The sequence below is a fragment of the Sphingomonas sp. SAFR-052 genome (genome assembly GCF_051965015.1).
Taxonomy (GTDB): domain Bacteria; phylum Pseudomonadota; class Alphaproteobacteria; order Sphingomonadales; family Sphingomonadaceae; genus Sphingomonas.
On sequence record NZ_JBQCMO010000002.1, the window covers coordinates 106306 to 121729 of the forward strand.

General features: G+C 67.9%; 14 protein-coding genes. 7 read left to right on the forward strand and 7 right to left on the reverse strand.

The features are described 5' to 3' along the window. Position 1 precedes the first annotated feature (1 nt). From rbfA to ACTHQV_RS03540, 6 genes are all read left to right on the forward strand, one after another. Positions 2 to 409 (forward strand): 30S ribosome-binding factor RbfA, encoded by a 408-nt coding sequence (rbfA, locus tag ACTHQV_RS03515; RefSeq protein ID WP_440488401.1) that lies wholly within the window; start codon positions 2 to 4, stop codon positions 407 to 409. Next, a complete protein-coding gene (locus ACTHQV_RS03520; protein ID WP_440488402.1) occupies positions 410 to 973 on the forward strand; it encodes a thymidine kinase in 564 nt (187 codons plus the stop codon). It begins immediately after the preceding gene. Further along, positions 973 to 1974 carry a tRNA pseudouridine(55) synthase TruB gene (truB, locus tag ACTHQV_RS03525; RefSeq protein WP_440488403.1) on the forward strand — a complete coding sequence of 334 codons (1002 nt, stop codon included), beginning with the start codon at positions 973 to 975 and terminating at the stop codon, positions 1972 to 1974. Before ACTHQV_RS03520 ends, truB begins: the two co-directional genes overlap by 1 nt. 11 nt (positions 1975 to 1985) lie before the next feature. Further along, positions 1986 to 2255, forward strand: coding sequence for a 30S ribosomal protein S15 (rpsO, locus tag ACTHQV_RS03530; protein ID WP_242118915.1), 270 nt, complete (start codon positions 1986 to 1988; stop codon positions 2253 to 2255). 230 nt (positions 2256 to 2485) lie between these two features. Next, complete coding sequence (gene pnp, locus ACTHQV_RS03535; protein WP_440488404.1) at positions 2486 to 4816, forward strand: polyribonucleotide nucleotidyltransferase; 2331 nt, start codon at positions 2486 to 2488, stop codon at positions 4814 to 4816. 137 nt (positions 4817 to 4953) lie between these two features. Beyond that, the gene (locus ACTHQV_RS03540; RefSeq protein ID WP_440488405.1) at positions 4954 to 7098 is read left to right on the forward strand and encodes a PBP1A family penicillin-binding protein; all 2145 of its coding nucleotides are present in this window, start codon (positions 4954 to 4956) and stop codon (positions 7096 to 7098) included. On the opposite strand, the gene ACTHQV_RS03545 is transcribed toward ACTHQV_RS03540, so the two are convergent. The 3 genes from ACTHQV_RS03545 to ACTHQV_RS03555 are packed head-to-tail and all read right to left on the reverse strand — an operon-like array spanning position 7065 to position 8895. Continuing rightward, a complete protein-coding gene (locus ACTHQV_RS03545) occupies positions 7065 to 7859 on the reverse strand; it encodes a M48 family metallopeptidase (RefSeq protein ID WP_440488406.1) in 795 nt (264 codons plus the stop codon). The two genes, ACTHQV_RS03540 and ACTHQV_RS03545, sit on opposite strands and share 34 nt — an antisense overlap. Next, positions 7856 to 8299, reverse strand: coding sequence for a YcgN family cysteine cluster protein (locus tag ACTHQV_RS03550; RefSeq protein ID WP_440488407.1), 444 nt, complete (start codon positions 8297 to 8299; stop codon positions 7856 to 7858). The genes ACTHQV_RS03545 and ACTHQV_RS03550 overlap by 4 nt, the downstream gene beginning before the upstream one ends. Next, positions 8287 to 8895 carry an SCO family protein gene (locus ACTHQV_RS03555; RefSeq protein WP_440488408.1) on the reverse strand — a complete coding sequence of 203 codons (609 nt, stop codon included), beginning with the start codon at positions 8893 to 8895 and terminating at the stop codon, positions 8287 to 8289. Before ACTHQV_RS03555 ends, ACTHQV_RS03550 begins: the two co-directional genes overlap by 13 nt. A gap of 54 nt (positions 8896 to 8949) precedes the next feature. Between ACTHQV_RS03555 and ACTHQV_RS03560 the strand changes: the two genes are divergently transcribed. Then, positions 8950 to 9546: an ankyrin repeat domain-containing protein gene (locus ACTHQV_RS03560; protein ID WP_440488409.1), complete on the forward strand. Its 597-nt coding sequence runs from the start codon at positions 8950 to 8952 to the stop codon at positions 9544 to 9546. A 2-nt stretch (positions 9547 to 9548) separates the two neighbouring features. Here ACTHQV_RS03560 and ACTHQV_RS03565 read toward each other — a convergent pair whose 3' ends face one another. The 4 genes from ACTHQV_RS03565 to ACTHQV_RS03580 all read right to left on the reverse strand — a co-directional run bounded on the left by ACTHQV_RS03565 (position 9549) and on the right by ACTHQV_RS03580 (position 15306). Then, positions 9549 to 10844, reverse strand: a complete 1296-nt coding sequence (locus tag ACTHQV_RS03565) for a dicarboxylate/amino acid:cation symporter (protein ID WP_440488410.1) — start codon at positions 10842 to 10844, stop codon at positions 9549 to 9551. 67 nt (positions 10845 to 10911) lie between these two features. After that, on the reverse strand, positions 10912 to 12252 hold the full coding sequence (locus ACTHQV_RS03570; RefSeq protein WP_440488411.1) for an FAD/NAD(P)-binding protein: 1341 nt from the start codon (positions 12250 to 12252) through the stop codon (positions 10912 to 10914). Next, a complete protein-coding gene (locus ACTHQV_RS03575) occupies positions 12249 to 13553 on the reverse strand; it encodes a sigma-54-dependent transcriptional regulator (RefSeq protein WP_440488412.1) in 1305 nt (434 codons plus the stop codon). The genes ACTHQV_RS03570 and ACTHQV_RS03575 overlap by 4 nt, the downstream gene beginning before the upstream one ends. Further along, positions 13537 to 15306: a sensor histidine kinase gene (locus tag ACTHQV_RS03580; protein ID WP_440488413.1), complete on the reverse strand. Its 1770-nt coding sequence runs from the start codon at positions 15304 to 15306 to the stop codon at positions 13537 to 13539. The genes ACTHQV_RS03575 and ACTHQV_RS03580 overlap by 17 nt, the downstream gene beginning before the upstream one ends. Positions 15307 to 15424 lie beyond the last annotated feature (118 nt).

Below are 15424 nucleotides of genomic sequence, written 5' to 3' on the forward strand. Positions count from 1 at the left end.
CATGTCAGACTCCACGCAAGAAACCCGCTCGGTCCGCCTGCTCCGTGTCGGCGAGCAGGTCCGCCACATCCTCTCGGACATTCTCGCGCGCGGCGACGTGCATGACGACGTGCTGGCCAGCCATTTCGTCTCGGTCACCGAAGTCCGCATGTCGCCCGACCTGCGCCACGCGACGGTGTTCGTGAAACCGTTCCTCGGCAAGGACGAGGAGGTGGTGCTGAAGGCGCTGCGCACCAACACCGCCTATCTCCAGTCGGAGGTCGCGCGGCGGGTGAACCTGAAATATGCCGCGAAGCTCAAATTCCTGATCGACGAAAGCTTCGACGAAGGCACCCGTATCGACCAGCTGCTGCGCGATCCCAAGGTCGCGCGCGACCTCGAACCGGGCAATGGTACGGCCGAGGACTGAGTGGCCAAGCTCTATTTCTACTACGCGTCGATGAACGCCGGCAAATCGACGACCCTGCTTCAGGCCGATTTCAACTATCGGGAGCGCGGGCTGACGACGAAGCTGTTCACCGCCGCGATCGACACGCGCGAGGGGATGGGCGTGATCGGATCGCGCATCGGCCTGTCGGCGCCCGCGATCCCGTTCGATGAGAGCAGCGACCTGTACGCCTGTATCGCCGCCGACCCGGTTGGCTGCGTGCTGGTCGACGAAGCGCAGTTCCTGACCGAGGGGCAGGTCGACCAGCTTGCCCGCATCGCCGACGAACTTGGCGTGCCGGTGCTGGCCTATGGCCTGCGCACCGATTTCCTGGGGCACCTGTTCCCCGGCTCGGCGCGACTGCTGGCGATTGCCGACGCGCTGATCGAACTCAAGTCGGTCTGCACCTGCGGGCGCAAGGCGACGATGAACCTGCGTGTCGATGCAGACGGCCATGCCGTCCGCGCCGGTCAACAGACCGAGATCGGCGGCAACGACCGCTATGTCGCGCTGTGCCGCCGCCATTTCTGCGAGGCAATGCGCTGATGCACGGCTGGATCATCATCGACAAGCCGCTCGGCCCCGGCTCGACCCAGATCGTGTCGGCGGTCAAGCGCGCGCTGCGCGAGGGCGGCTATGGCAAGCACAAGGTCGGCCATGGCGGCACGCTCGACCCGCTGGCGAGCGGCGTGCTGCCGGTGGCGATCGGCGAGGCGACGAAGCTCGCTGGGCGGATGCTTGATGCGTCGAAGGTCTATGATTTCACCATCCGGTTCGGGGTGCAGACCGATACGCTGGACCTTGAGGGCAAGGTGATCGCCGAGTCGCCCGTGCGGCCGACGCTGGCCGGTGTCGAATCGGTGCTGGCGCAATTTACCGGACCGATCGAGCAGGTGCCGCCGGCCTATTCAGCGCTCAAGGTCGATGGCGAACGCGCCTATGACCTTGCCCGCAAGGGCGAGGAAGTCGTCCTCGCGACTCGCCAGGTGTCGGTGTTCGAACTTCAAATCCTCCCTGGCACGGGGAGGGGGACCAGCGAAGCTGGTGGAGAGGGTGCGCCCCGCAACGCAACCGTTGTGGACGAGGCCTCCCCCCTCCACCATCCTGCGGATGGTCCCCCTCCCCGTCCCGGGGAGAAGCTTGAGGAAATCACCCTTTCGGCCTTCGTCTCGAAGGGCACCTATATCCGCAGCCTCGCCCGCGACATCGCGCTGGCGCTCGGCACAGTGGGTCATGTCACCATGCTCCGCCGCACCAAGGCCGGCCCCTTCACCCTCGCCCCGGCCATTTCGCTGGACAAACTGGCGGAATTGGGTAAGGGCCACGCGCTTGAAGAAACGCTCCTGCCACTGGGGGCGGGGCTGGACGACATCCCGGCTCTGTCCCTCGACCCCGATCAGGCAGGGCGGCTCCGCAAGGGGCTTCGACTGATCGGGTTTGCAGCGGAGGATGGTCTGGGCTTTGCGACACTGGACGATGTGCCGGTGGCGCTGGTCGAGACCCAAGGCGGGGAAACCCGGGTCGTCCGCGGCTTCAACCTCGAATAGAAAGGACGACGATGTCGATCACTGCTGAAAACCGTCAGGCCCTCATCCAGGAACATGCCCGCGCCGAAGGCGACACCGGCAGCCCCGAAGTGCAGGTCGCGATCCTGACCACCCGCATCCAGAACCTGACCGAGCATTTCAAGACCCATGCGAAGGACAACCACTCGCGTCGCGGTCTGCTGATGCTGGTCAACAAGCGGCGTTCGCTGCTCGACTATCTGAAGAAGAAGGACGCGGAGCGCTACAGCGCGCTGATCGCGAAGCTCGGCCTTCGGAAGTAACGAAGAAAGGGCGGTCCGACGGGCCGCCCTTTTTCCATGGGGGGCGGCCAACTCCGCCCACGAAATTCCCCGCAAAACGGGGTATAGGCTTTGCGACCGGATCTCCGGCCAAGCCGTCCCGTCGCAATCCGGCGACATGGGACACCGGGCCGAAACGGTCCGACACTCGGGATGGGCATCCATCCAAGCTGCCCCGGCGCGCATAGGGCCGCCGGTGTAAAGGAAACGACATGTTTGATATCAAGAAAAGCACCATGGACCTGGGCGGCAAGACGCTGACCCTCGAAACGGGCCGCGTTGCTCGCCAGGCCGACGGCGCGGTCATCGCGACGCTGGGCGAGACGGTGGTGCTGTGCGCGGTCACCGCCGCACGCTCGGTCAAGGAGGGGCAGGACTTCTTTCCGCTGACCGTCCATTATCAGGAGAAATATTCGGCGGCGGGCCGCATCCCCGGCGGCTTCTTCAAGCGCGAGCGCGGTGCCACCGAAAAGGAAACGCTGGTCAGCCGCCTGATCGACCGTCCGATCCGCCCGCTGTTCCCTGAAGGCTTTTACAACGAAATCAACGTCATCGCCCAGGTGCTGAGCTATGACGGCGAAAACGAGCCCGACATCCTCGCGATGATCGCGGCATCGGCGGCGCTGACGATTTCGGGCGTGCCGTTCATGGGCCCGATCGGCGCGGCGCGCGTCGGCTATCAGGACGGCGACTACATCCTGAACCCGACGCTGGATCAGGTGAAGGAAGGCGATCTCGACTTGGTCGTTGCCGCCACCGGCGATGCGGTGATGATGGTCGAATCCGAAGCCAAGGAGCTGTCGGAAGAGGTCATGCTGGGCGCCGTCGTGTTCGCGCACGACGCGTCGAAGAAGATCGTCGACTGCATCATCGACCTGGCCGAACAGGCTGCCAAGGATCCGTGGGAACTGGCACCGGTCGCCGACCAGTCGGCCGCCAAGAAGAAGCTGAGGTCGCTGATCGGCAAGGACCTGACCGCCGCCTACAAGCTGACCGACAAGCAGGCCCGCCAGAACGCGATCAACGACGCCCGGACCAAGGCGCGCGACGCGTTCGCCGACCTGAAGGAAAGCGATCCGGCGCAGTATCTCGGCACGCTCAAGCTCGTGAAGAAGCTGGAAGCCGAGATCGTTCGCACCGCCATCCTGAAAGACGGCCGCCGCATCGACGGTCGCGATACTAAGACGGTCCGCCCGATCGAGGCGATGGTCCACTTCCTGCCGCGCGCGCATGGTTCGGCGCTGTTCACCCGCGGCGAAACGCAGGCGATCTGCACCACCACGCTCGGCACCAAGGACGCCGAGCAGATGATCGACGGCCTGAACGGCCTGCACTATGAACGCTTCATGCTGCACTACAACTTCCCGCCCTATTCGGTCGGTGAAGTCGGTCGCTTCGGTGCGCCGGGCCGTCGCGAGGTCGGTCACGGCAAGCTGGCGTGGCGCGCGCTGAACCCGGTGCTGCCGTCGAAGGAGGAGTTCCCCTACACGATCCGCGTCCTGTCGGACATCACCGAGTCGAACGGCTCGTCGTCGATGGCGACGGTGTGCGGCGGATCGCTGTCGATGATGGACGCAGGCGTGCCCTTGAAGCGTCCGGTGTCGGGCATCGCCATGGGCCTGATCCTCGAAGGCAAGGACTATGCGGTCATCAGCGACATTCTGGGCGACGAGGATCACCTCGGCGACATGGATTTCAAGGTGGCGGGCACCAGCGAAGGCATCACCAGCCTGCAGATGGACATCAAGATCGCCGGCATCACCGAAGAGATCATGAAGGTCGCGCTGGCGCAGGCCAATGAAGGCCGCGCCCACATACTCGGCGAAATGGCGAAGGCGCTGGGCGAAACCCGCACCGAGCTGTCGGCCCACGCGCCGCGCATCGAGACCTTCTCGATCGACAAGTCGAAGATCCGCGAAGTGATCGGCACCGGCGGCAAGGTGATCCGCGAGATCGTCGCCACCACCGGCGCGAAGGTCGACATCGACGACGAGGGCGTCATCAAGGTGTCGTCGTCCGATCCGGCGCAGATCGAAGCCGCCGTTAACTGGATCAAGGGACTGGTCGAAGAAGCCGAGGTCGGCAAGATCTACAACGGCAAGGTCGTCAACCTGGTCGATTTCGGCGCGTTCGTGAACTTCATGGGCGGCAAGGACGGCCTCGTCCACGTCAGCGAAATCCGCAACGAGCGGGTCGAGAAGGTCGCCGACGTCCTGTCCGAAGGGCAGGAAGTGAAGGTCAAGGTTCTCGAAGTCGATCCGCGCGGCAAGGTGCGCCTGTCGATGCGTGTCGTCGATCAGGAAACCGGTGCCGAGCTGGAAGACACCCGCCCGGCGCGCGAACCGCGTGAAGGCGGCGACCGTGGCCCGCGCGGGCCGCGTCGTGATGGCGGCGACCGTGGTCCCCGCGGCGAAGGCGGCGATCGTGGTCCCCGCCGCGACGGTGGCGATCGCGGTCCGCGCCGCGACCGTGGCGACCGTCCGCGTCGCGAAGAGGGTAACGAAGGCGGCAACGGCCTGCCGTCGTTCATCACCGACAACTGATCGTCCGCCGATCGGTTTGAAGAAGGGCTCGCGGCGACGCGAGCCCTTTTTCGTTGTGCGGAACGCGGCGAGTCCGGCGCGCATCGCCGCACAGGGCTTGTGCCCCTTGGCATGGAAGCGGTATCCGGCGCATCTTCATGGCACGCTCTTCCCAACGTCCGCAGAAGCGGCCCGCCGCCGCTCCCTCCCGCTGGCGGCGCGTCCTGCGCTGGACGCTGGGGATCGGCTTGGGCCTGGCGGTGATGGCGGCGATCGCGCTGGTCGTCGCGGTCTACAACGCCAAATCGAACATTCCGTCCTTCAACCAGCTCAAATCATCACCCAATGGGCAGATGATTCGCGTGCGCGCCGCCGACGGGTCGATTCTAGTGTCGCTCGGGCCGAGCTATGGCGAATGGATCCCGTATTCGCAGATCCCGGCGCCGATGCGCGAGGCGATGGTCGCGGTCGAGGATCGCCGCTTCCGCTCGCACTGGGGCGTCGATCCGGTGGCGCTGGCGCGAATCACCAAGTTCGCGATCGAGAATCGCGGCACCGGCCGGCGGTTGCAGGGCGCATCGACGATCACGCAGCAGGTCGCGCGCACCATTTTCCTGTCGAACAGCTATACCGTCGGGCGCAAGTTCCGCGAGATCATCCTCGCGCTGGCGCTGGAGCGCAAGTTCACCAAGAACCAGATCCTCGAGCTGTACCTCAACAAGGTCTATTTCGGCGGCGGCGCCTACGGCATCGACGCGGCGTCGCGGCGCTTCTTCAACCATCCCGGCACCAGCCTGTCGCTGTCCGAAGCGGCGGTGATCGCCGGGCTGGTCAAGGCACCCTCGCGCTACTCCCCCACTGCCGATGCCGAGGCGGCGGTCGGGCGGGCCGGCGTCGTGCTGAAGCTGATGCAGGAAACCGGCGCGATCACCGCGGCGCAGGCGATGGACGCCGATCCGCAGGCGATCAAGCTCGCCCCCGAACCGCAGCAGAACAGCGTGCGCTATTTCACCGACTGGGCGCTGCCGCAGCTTGAAACGCTGATCGACGAGACCGAGGCGCCGCTCGACGTGTGGACCACGCTCGACCCGGCGATGCAGCAAAGCGCCGATACCGCGATCCGCGCCAACGCCCCGGCCGGCGTGCAGGGCGCGCTGGTCGCGCTCGACCGCGACGGCGCGGTGCGGGCGCTGGTTGGGGGCAAGGATTATGTGTCGTCGATATACAACCGCGCGACGCAGGCGACGCGTCAGCCGGGGTCGGCATGGAAGCTGTTCGTGTATCTCGCGGCGCTCGAAGCCGGCATGAACCCCGACAGCCAAGTCAACGACGCGCCGATCACCATCGACGGCTGGACCCCGCGCAACGCGTCGCGCCGCTTCAGCGGGCAGGTGTCGCTGCGCACCGCCTTCGCCTATTCGCTCAACACCGTGTCGGCGCGGCTGGGGCAGGAGGTCGGCTTCGCGACCGTCGCCGACATGGCGCGCCGCTTCGGCATCACCACCCCGATCAATACCAAGCCGGCGATGGTGCTCGGCACGTCGGACGTCCGCTTGATCGACCTGACCCGCGCCTATGCCTCGGTCGCGAGCGGCGGGACGGCGGTTGTGCCCTATGGCATTACCCGCGTCACCGCCAACGGATCGGTGATCTACCAGCATCAGGTCGACAGTTCGCGGGTACTGGTCGCGCCCTATGTCGCGCAGCAGATGACGGACCTGCTCCAGACCGCGGTCAACACCGGCACCGGTCGCGCGGCGCAGATCGGCCGCCCGGTCGCGGGCAAGACCGGCACGACCACGTCGTACAAGGACGGCTGGTTCATGGGCTTCTCGTCGGGCATCACCACCGGCGTGTGGATGGGCCGCGACGATGCGAAGGCGGTCGCCGGTCTGCAGGGCGGCACCGCCCCCGCGCGCGCCTTCGCCGCGTTCATGCGCCAAGCGGTGGCCAACCGCCCGGTCGAGGAGTTCAATACCAAGGTGACGCTGCCCGAATGGCAGGAGGAGCCCGACGCGGAGAGCTATTACGGCGCGCCCGACGACCGGGTCTATGTCGATCCCGACGGCAATCCGATCGAACAACCGCGCACCGGCCACGAACAGGGCGATGTGGATCCGAGCGACGACGCACCGGCGCAGCCGCGCGTGCCCGACGAACAGCTCGACCAGGACTGGATCGACCGCGCGCTCGGCCGCGGCCCGCGCCCCGATCAGCCGGCACCGGCGCAGCGCCGGCCACTGCCCGATCGTCGCCAGCCCCCGCTTGGCTACCCGGAAGAGGACCCCCGCCCGAACCAGTGAAGCGCCGCCCCTTCCGCGCGCAACCAGCGGCGGGCGGCGTCGGGATCGCCCTCGAACAACGTGGCGAACAGCGCGTGGAAGGTCGGGCCGTGATGCATATGCACCCGGTGCGCGACCTCATGCGCGACGGTCGCGCGGCGGACATGGCCGGGGGCGAGCAGCAGCCGCCAGCTGTAGCGGATCGTTCCGCTCGAACTGCAACTGCCCCAGCGCGCTTTCGGATCGCCGACCGCGACCTGCGCGACGGTGACCCCGGCCTTTGCCGCATAATGTGCGGTATCCTCGGTCAGCAGGCGCAGTGCCTCGCGCTTCAGCCAGCGTTCGATACGGGCGGGGAATTGTTCGATCGGGCCGCCACAGGTGAGCGCCCATTCGTCATCCTCAGCCGTATTCCCGCGCAGGCGGGGATTCAGAGCTCCAATCGCTGACGGCTGTTCTGCTTGGCCCTGGGCCCCCGCCTGCGCGGGGGCACGGTCGGCGGCAGGGACGAAGCGCACCGTCCGCGAACCTCCTTCAACCCACACCAGCCGCACCGCGCGATCCGCCACCGGCACTACCGCGCCATCGACGAACGGCCGCCCTTGCGGCAGCTTTGCCCGCTGTGCCGCGATCCACTCCGCCTTCTCGCCGGCCCAGGCCACCGCCTTGGCCAGCGCCATCCGCTTCGGCACGGTCAGCCGTACCCGCCCGGTCGCCGGATCGACCGACAGCCGCGCGACGCGTGCGCGGGGATGGCGGACGACCTCGACCCCGTCGATCACAGCGTCCGGTCGGTCAGGTGATGTTCGAGGTCGCCGACGTCATTCTCCGACACCGTCCAGCCGCGCGTCGACTGGCCGGCGGTATGCACGCTCTCGCGGTCGCCGCTGTTCAGATAATGCCAGTCGGGCAGCGGCTTGCCCTCGTTCCGCAACCGATAGGCACAGGTAGAGGGCAGCCATTCGATCTCGCCGACATTGCGCGCGTTCAGCCGGACGCATTCGGGAACATAGGCATGGCGGTGGCGATAGTCGCTGCACTGGCCCATGCGCCGGTCGAGCAGCTTGCACGCGACATTGGTCGCATGGATTTCGCCGGTATCCTCATCCTCCAGCTTGTGCAGGCAGCATTTGCCGCAACCGTCGCACAGCGCCTCCCACTGCGCACGGTCGAGCGCGGCGAGCGGCAGCTCTTCCCAGAAACGCCCGCTCACCGGACCCATTTCTTCAGCTCGGCGGCGACCGCCGGCCCGCCCTCGTCCTGCGGCAGCAGCGCGACCGGGCGGCCCTGTGGGTCCATCAGGATCGCGGTGCGGCTATGGTCCATCAGATATTCGGTGGCGCCGGGCGGCTGCGACTTGGCATAGGTGACGCCGTACGCACGCGCGGCGTCGGCGATCGCCTGCGCACTGCCGGTCAGGCCGACCATGCGCGGGTGGAAGGCGGAGACGAACTTGCCGACCACCGCCGGCGTATCGCGTTCGGGATCGACCGTGACGAAGATCGGCACGACCTTCGCCCCCAATTCGGGCGACTCCTCCTCGAACGCCTTCACGCCCGCGGCGATGTTCTGGACATCGACCGGGCAGACATCGGGGCAATAGGTATAGCCGAAATACATGATCCGCCATTTGCCGGCGAAATCGGTGTCGCGCACCACCTTGCCGGACGAATCGGTCAGGACGAACGGCCCGCCGATACGCGCCCCGGCCAAAGGCGGCGTGCCCGGCGATTCGGCCTGTCCGCCACAGGCGGCAAGGACCAGCGCGAGCGCTGGCGCGAGGATGCGGACGATGCTGTTCATGGTGTTGCCAGCCATGATCTGATAGGCGACGCCTTGCAAGCCGCGTAACGTCCTTTCGGAGCCTGTTCCATGCCCGCCATCCGCCTCCTCCTCGCCGCCGCGCTGATGCTGCCCGCCGCCGCGCAGGCCCAGCAGATGTCACCGGGCTATACCTTCCTGAAGGCGATCCGCGACGAGGACGGGAACAAGGTCAACGACATCCTCGGCCAGCCGGGCCAGACGATCATCAATACCAAGGACCGGTCGACCGGCGAAAGCGCGCTGCATATCGTCGCGAAGAACGGCAACCTGACCTATCTCCGCTTCCTGCTCGCCAAAGGCGCCAACCCCAATATCCAGGACAATCGCGGCAACACGCCCGCGCTGCTGGCGGTCGAGGCCGGGTCGGTCGAGGCGATCAACGCGCTAGCGGCGCGCAAGGCGAACCTGAACCTCGGCAACAGCAGCGGCGAGACCCCGCTGATCCGCGCGGTCCAGTTGCGCAACGTCGACATGGTGCGCACGCTGATTGCCGCCGGGGCCAATCCCGATCAGCCCGACGTCCTCGCCGGCATGTCGGCGCGCGACTACGCCAAGCGCGATACCCGCACCCCGGTGCTGCTCAAGACGATTGAGGACAAGCCGGCCGCCGCCGAAAAGGCACCGGTCGCCGGCCCGCGGCTTTAAACTTAGCCAGCCAGCGCGACCTCGGCCGGCGCGGACCGTTCGGTCAGCAGCCCCTCGCGCTTGGCGACGATCGTCGGCACCAGCATCTGTCCGGCGACGTTCACGGCGGTGCGGCCCATGTCGAGGATCGGGTCGATCGCCAGCAACAGCCCCGCCCCCTCCAGCGGCAGGCCGAGCGTGGTCAGCGTCAGCGTCAGCATCACCGTCGCACCGGTCAGCCCGGCGGTCGCCGCCGATCCCAGCACCGATACCATTACGATCAGCGCATAGTCGGCGGCATGCAGCATTAGGCCGAAGAACTGCGCGACAAAGATTGCCGCGACCGCCGGATAGATGGCGGCGCATCCGTCCATCTTAGTCGTCGACCCCAGCGGTACGGCAAAGGCGGTGTAGGCGGTCGGCACGCCTAGGGCGCGCTCGGTCAACTCCTGCGTCACCGGCAGCGTGCCGACCGACGAGCGGGTGACGAAGCCCAGCTGGATCGCCGGCCATGCGCGGCGGAAGAACCACAGCGGATCGATGCGATGCACCGCCAGCAACAGTGGATAGACGACCAGCAGCACGAGGCCGAGGCCGAGATAGACCGTGCCTGCGAACGCGCCGAGCGACGACAGCGTGCTCCAGCCATAGCGGACGATCGCATCGCCGATCAGCGCCGCCGACCCGATCGGGGTCAGCGCGATCACCCAGCGCAGCAGCCGGCGCAGAATCATCAGCGCCGAGGTGTTGAAGGCGAGGAACGGTTCGCCCGCCGCCCCGACCCGGACCGCGGCGGCGCCGACCGCGATTGCGACGACGATGATCTGCAAGACGTTGAAGCCGAGCGCGGTGGTCGCCGCGCCGTCGGCGACCTTCGTCGTCGCGGTCAGGCCGATCAGATTGGCCGGCACCAGCCCTTTCAGAAAATCGAGCCAGCTACCCACGGTCGTCGGCGCGGTGGCGGTGGCGACGGCCGCGCTGCTGTGCAGGCCGGGCTGGATGACCGATGCCAGCACGATACCGATCGATACCGCGATCAGCGCGGTGATCGCGAACCACAATAGCGTCTGCCCGACCAGCCGCGCGGCATTGGGCAGGTCGCGCAGCGCCGCGATCGATCCGACGATCGCGGTGAACACCAGCGCCGGGACCAGCACCTTGAGCAGCTGCACGAAAATCTGCCCGACGGTGTGCAGCGTCGTACCGATCGCGCCATCGGCCCCGCCCGCCTGCGCCGCGACGAAGCCGAGACCGACACCGACCGTCATACCGATCGCGACCTGTACGCCGAACGACGGCCAAACTCTGGAAATCTGCATCGCACCTATGTCGGAGCGAGGGGCCTGCGCAGCAACGAAGCAAAACTAGCGTTGCTGCAACGCACTATTACAGTCCCTCGCCGCCGACCCAGTGCGCGTTCGACAGATAGCGGGCGACGTCCCACACCTGGCGCCGCAGGTCGGGCACGGCAACGATCTCCCAGAACGCACCGCGCGTCATCGGGCCGATCGCGAACAGCGCATCGTCGCTCGCGCCATCGGCTCGAACCACCCGACCGGTCGATTCGACCTCGATGCCCAGATGCTCGGGATCGGGACGGATGCGGCCGGTGGCATGGAGATGCGCGAGCAGCGGCTCGTCGGTCCGCGCCAGATCGCCCTGCGGTCCGGTGCAGGTGATGATCCGGGTGACGTGCAGCGTCTGCACCGCATCGCTGCCGCGCGGTCGCCAGCGCACGTCGATGCCACCTTCGGCCGGTGCGGCATCGCAGGTCTTGCCCGCCAGCACGGTCAGCCGCCCGCTGTCGACCAGCGCGGCGATCCGGTCGGCGACGGCGGGGGCCAGCCGGTGGCGATGGATATCCCACCATGGCCGCAAATGGCGCAGGAACCGGCGGCGTTCCTCGCCGTCCGCTGCCGCCCAGATGCCTTGCGTGAAGGGGCGCAGTTCGTCGATTGCGCTGCGCGAGCCGATCGCGTCGCCCCGTTCGCGGACCGCGCGCACCAGTGCCGACAGCGGCGGGCGCGGTCGTTCGGCCAGCGGCGGGTCGCCGGGCGTGGCGGGGGCATGACGGTGCGGCAACAGCCCCCGCCGCGACAGCGCGACCATCCGCCCGGCAAACCCCCGCGCCTCCAGCGTCAGCACGACATCGACCATAGTCAGCCCGGTGCCGACCAGTAGCACGCAATCCTCGTCGCCAAGCCCGGCCGTCGCCCGCGCCTCCCATGGATTGCCGACATAGGCGGGCGATCCGGCCACCGCATCGAGCCCCGGCGGCACCTGCGGCGCGAGATTGCCGACCGCCAGCACCGCGACATCGGCGGCGACGGTCCGCCCGTCGTGCAGGCGAACCGTGCCGCCGTCGCAGTCCACCGCCTCGCCTTCGACGATCGTGAGCCGGTCGGGCGCCGCTGCCTGCGCGCTGGCCAGCAGGTCGCGCAGATAGGTGCCATAAGTCGCGCGCGGCACGAAATCGCCGCCACCCTGCCCGTCGCCGCGCTCGGCCAGCCAGCGGACGAAATGATCGGGCCGGTCGGGAAAGGCGCTCATATTGGCGGCACGGACGTTCAGCAGATGGTCGGGCTGCGCCATGCCGTAGGCGACCCCCTGCCCGGCCGCCCCGCCGCGTTCGATCAACGTGGCGCGCGGCCCGTCATGGCGCAGCAGGTTGATGGCGAGCAGCGTTCCCGAAAAGCCCGCGCCGATGATCGCGACATGGCCGATCATGCCGCATCCCCCTCACGCCGGCGGAAGCTGCTGGCGTCGATGCCGTGGCGCTGCAACCGGTCGTACAGGCTGCGGCGCGGTAGTCCCAGCGTCTCGGCCGTGGCGGTCACGTCGCCGCCCGCCTGTTGCAGCGCCTCCCCGATCATCGCCGCCTCCAGCCGCGCGAGCCGCTCGGTCAGCGACAGCCCCGCTTCGCCCGGATCGTCGCGGGTCAGCGCCAGCACGGTCTGCACCGCGAAATTGCGCAGCGCACGGACATTGCCGCGCCACGGATCGGTCATCAGCCGCGCCTCGACCTCGGCGGTGATCGCCGGCACCGGCCGATTATACTGGGCGGCGGCATCGCGCAGGAACCAGGCGAACAGCATCGGCACGTCGGCGCGGCGTTCGCGGAGCGGCGGGATGCGCAGCCGGATCGTCTCCAGCCGGTACAGCAGATCCTCGCGAAACCGCCCGCTCGCGACTTCCTCGGCCAGGTTCGATTTGGCGGCGGCGATGACGCGCAGATTGACGACGCGCGGCGGTTCGCGGCCATTGGCGGGCAGTTCGCGCTCCTCGATCACGCGCAGCAGCTTGCCCTGTACCGCGCTCGACATGCTGTCGATCTCGTCGAGGAACAGCGTGCCGCGATCCGCCTCGGCAATCCGCCCGCCGCTGCCGCGCGTGCCGAACAATATCTCGTCGACCAGATGGTCGGGCAGCGCCGCGCAGTCGACCGACACAAAGCCGTGATGCCGCCGCTTGCTCCAGCGATGCAGTTGCCGCGCCGCCAGTTCCTTGCCGGTGCCGGTCTCCCCCTCGATCAGCACGTCGACGTCGATCTGCGCCAGTTGCCGCAGCTTGTCGCGCAGCGCATCCATCGCCGACGTCGTCCCAATCAGCGGATAATCGTCCTCCGCCGCCGCATCGACCGACGCGCGCAGCCGCCGGTTTTCGAGCACCAGCCGCCGGACCTCCAACGCGCGGCGAACACTGGCGATCAGGTGATCGGCTGCAAAGGGCTTGGCGATGAAGTCGAACGCCCCGTCGCGCATCGCCGCCACCGCCATCGCGACGTCGCCATGGCCGGTCATCAGCAACACCGGAATCTCGCCATCGCGCGCGCTGACCGCCTCGAACACGGCATGGCCGTCCATCTTGGGCATGCGGATGTCGGTGACGACGATGCCCGGAAAGTCGGGCGTGACGCGCGCCAGCGCGGCCGCTGCATCGGCGAAGTCGTCCACCTCCAGCCCGGCAATGGCGAAGGAATCGACCAGTGCCGCGCGCAGCGCGTCGTCGTCATCAATCAGCAGGATCATCGCCCGTCTCCTTCTGCAATGTCACGCGGAACGTCGCCCCGGCGGGCGACGGCACCACCGTCACCGTGCCGCCGAATTCGGTGACGATGTCGCGCACGATCCCCAGCCCCAGTCCCAGCCCATCGGCCTTGCTGGTGACGAAGGGTTGAAAAATGTCGTCGGCGATCGCCGGATCGATGCCGGGGCCGTTGTCGGCGACGATCAGCAATACCCGATCGCCGGCCGGTTCGACCTGCACCTCGACCCGCGCGTCGGGCGTGTCCCGCACCGCCTCCAACGCATTGGTCAACAAATTGACCAGCACCTGTTCCAGCCGCACCCGCCCAGCGCGCACCACCGGCTGCCCGGCGGCCGGCACCGCGAGCGTTACCCCGGCCATGCGAAACCGGTCCCCGACCAGCAGCAGCGCGCCGGCGATCACCGCATCAAGCGGCACCGGACCGATCGTCCCCTTTCCGCGCCGGGCGAAGCGCCGCATCTCCTGCGTGATCGCGCCGATCCGCGCGGTCAGTTCGACCGTGGTCGACAGGTTCGCCGCCACCCGGTCGATCCGCCCGCTCGCCAGATGATGCTGCGCATTCTCCGACAGCGTACGGATCGTCGCCACCGGCTGGTTGATTTCGTGGACGAGGCCAGCAGTGATCGACCCCAGCGACCCCAGCCGATTGGCCTGCGCCAGTTCCTCGCGCGCCTCGCGGAAGCGACGATCGATCGTCGCGCGCTCGGCGATTTCCGCGCGCAGGGCGGCGGTCCGCTCCGCCACCACCCTTTCCAGCGACGCACGGTACCGCGCCGCCTGCGCCGCCCGCACTGATCGCCACAGGAACAGCGCCAGCAGCGCGGCAATCGCCAGCGATGCCGCGATCGTCGTCAACCGCGCCAGCGCCGCCGCATCGCGCAGCGTCCGCTGCGTCGGCACCACATGCAGCAACTGCCACCCGGCAAGCGGCATGGCGGCACGGGCGAGCAGCATTGCCTCGCCCCCCGGCCCCCGCGCGGTGCCGCCGTCGAAGCGATAGCGGCTGGGCGACAGCGGCGCGTCGCCGAACTGGCCGCTGCGGGCGATATCGGCGCGTGCCGCCCCCGACAGCGGCCGGGTAATGCGGAAGCGTTCGCCGGCATCGGTCGCGAACAAGATGATGCCGCGACCATCGGTCACCAATGTCTGACCCGGATCGCCGGCCCAGGCCCGGATCAGGTCGTCGAACTCGACCTTCACCACGATCGCCCCCGCCGGGTCGCCGGCGCTGCCGATCCGGCGGGCGAGGAACAGGCCCGGCCGGCCACTGACATTGCCGACCGCGAAATATTCGGCCGCGCCCTGTCGCATCGCCCGGACGAAATAGGGTCGAAAGCGATAGTCGCGCCCGACGAAGCTCTCCGCCGTGCCGGCATTCGACGCCGCCACCGTCATCCCGGTCCGATCGAGCAGATAGATGACCGGCGCGCCGGTCCGCTGCGCCAACAGCGCCAGCTTCCCGTTCATGCGATCGGTCGCCGCCGGATCGCGCCAGCGCAGCGCATCGAGCAGGTCGGTATATTCGCCGAGCACGATCGGCAGCAGCCGGAATTTGGCAAGGTCGCTGGCGAACAGGCGCACCTGCTGCCGCGCGGTGCGGGCGGTATCGTCGCGCAACGCGGCAAGCCCCGATTGCTCGAACCAGAGGAAAGCCGCCAGCCAGATCATCCCGATCGTGGCGATCGCGACGATGATCCCGGCGATCAACGTCGTCCTGCGGTACAGCCAGCCCATGCGTGCAGGTTATCGCACGGCGCCCCACAGCGCCATGCGGATTTTTGCGCGGATCCACCGCGCAAATATGCCGGCAAGAGTTTATAACGCTATTTTTCAGTATGTTATCATAACGCGA

Excerpts from the sequence above, each read along its gene's own strand:
- rbfA (WP_440488401.1), top strand. The coding sequence starts at position 2 with ATGTCAGACTCCACGCAAGAAACCCGCTCGGTCCGCCTGCTCCGTGTC.
- ACTHQV_RS03555 (WP_440488408.1), bottom strand. The coding sequence starts at position 8,895 with ATGGCTGGCAACACCATGAACAGCATCGTCCGCATCCTCGCGCCAGCG.
- truB (WP_440488403.1), top strand. The coding sequence starts at position 973 with ATGCACGGCTGGATCATCATCGACAAGCCGCTCGGCCCCGGCTCGACC.
- ACTHQV_RS03565 (WP_440488410.1), bottom strand. The coding sequence starts at position 10,844 with ATGCAGATTTCCAGAGTTTGGCCGTCGTTCGGCGTACAGGTCGCGATC.
- ACTHQV_RS03550 (WP_440488407.1), bottom strand. The coding sequence starts at position 8,299 with ATGGGTCCGGTGAGCGGGCGTTTCTGGGAAGAGCTGCCGCTCGCCGCG.
- ACTHQV_RS03570 (WP_440488411.1), bottom strand. The coding sequence starts at position 12,252 with ATGATCGGCCATGTCGCGATCATCGGCGCGGGCTTTTCGGGAACGCTG.
- ACTHQV_RS03540 (WP_440488405.1), top strand. The coding sequence starts at position 4,954 with ATGGCACGCTCTTCCCAACGTCCGCAGAAGCGGCCCGCCGCCGCTCCC.
- ACTHQV_RS03575 (WP_440488412.1), bottom strand. The coding sequence starts at position 13,553 with ATGATCCTGCTGATTGATGACGACGACGCGCTGCGCGCGGCACTGGTC.
- rpsO (WP_242118915.1), top strand. The coding sequence starts at position 1,986 with ATGTCGATCACTGCTGAAAACCGTCAGGCCCTCATCCAGGAACATGCC.
- pnp (WP_440488404.1), top strand. The coding sequence starts at position 2,486 with ATGTTTGATATCAAGAAAAGCACCATGGACCTGGGCGGCAAGACGCTG.
- ACTHQV_RS03560 (WP_440488409.1), top strand. The coding sequence starts at position 8,950 with ATGCCCGCCATCCGCCTCCTCCTCGCCGCCGCGCTGATGCTGCCCGCC.
- ACTHQV_RS03580 (WP_440488413.1), bottom strand. The coding sequence starts at position 15,306 with ATGGGCTGGCTGTACCGCAGGACGACGTTGATCGCCGGGATCATCGTC.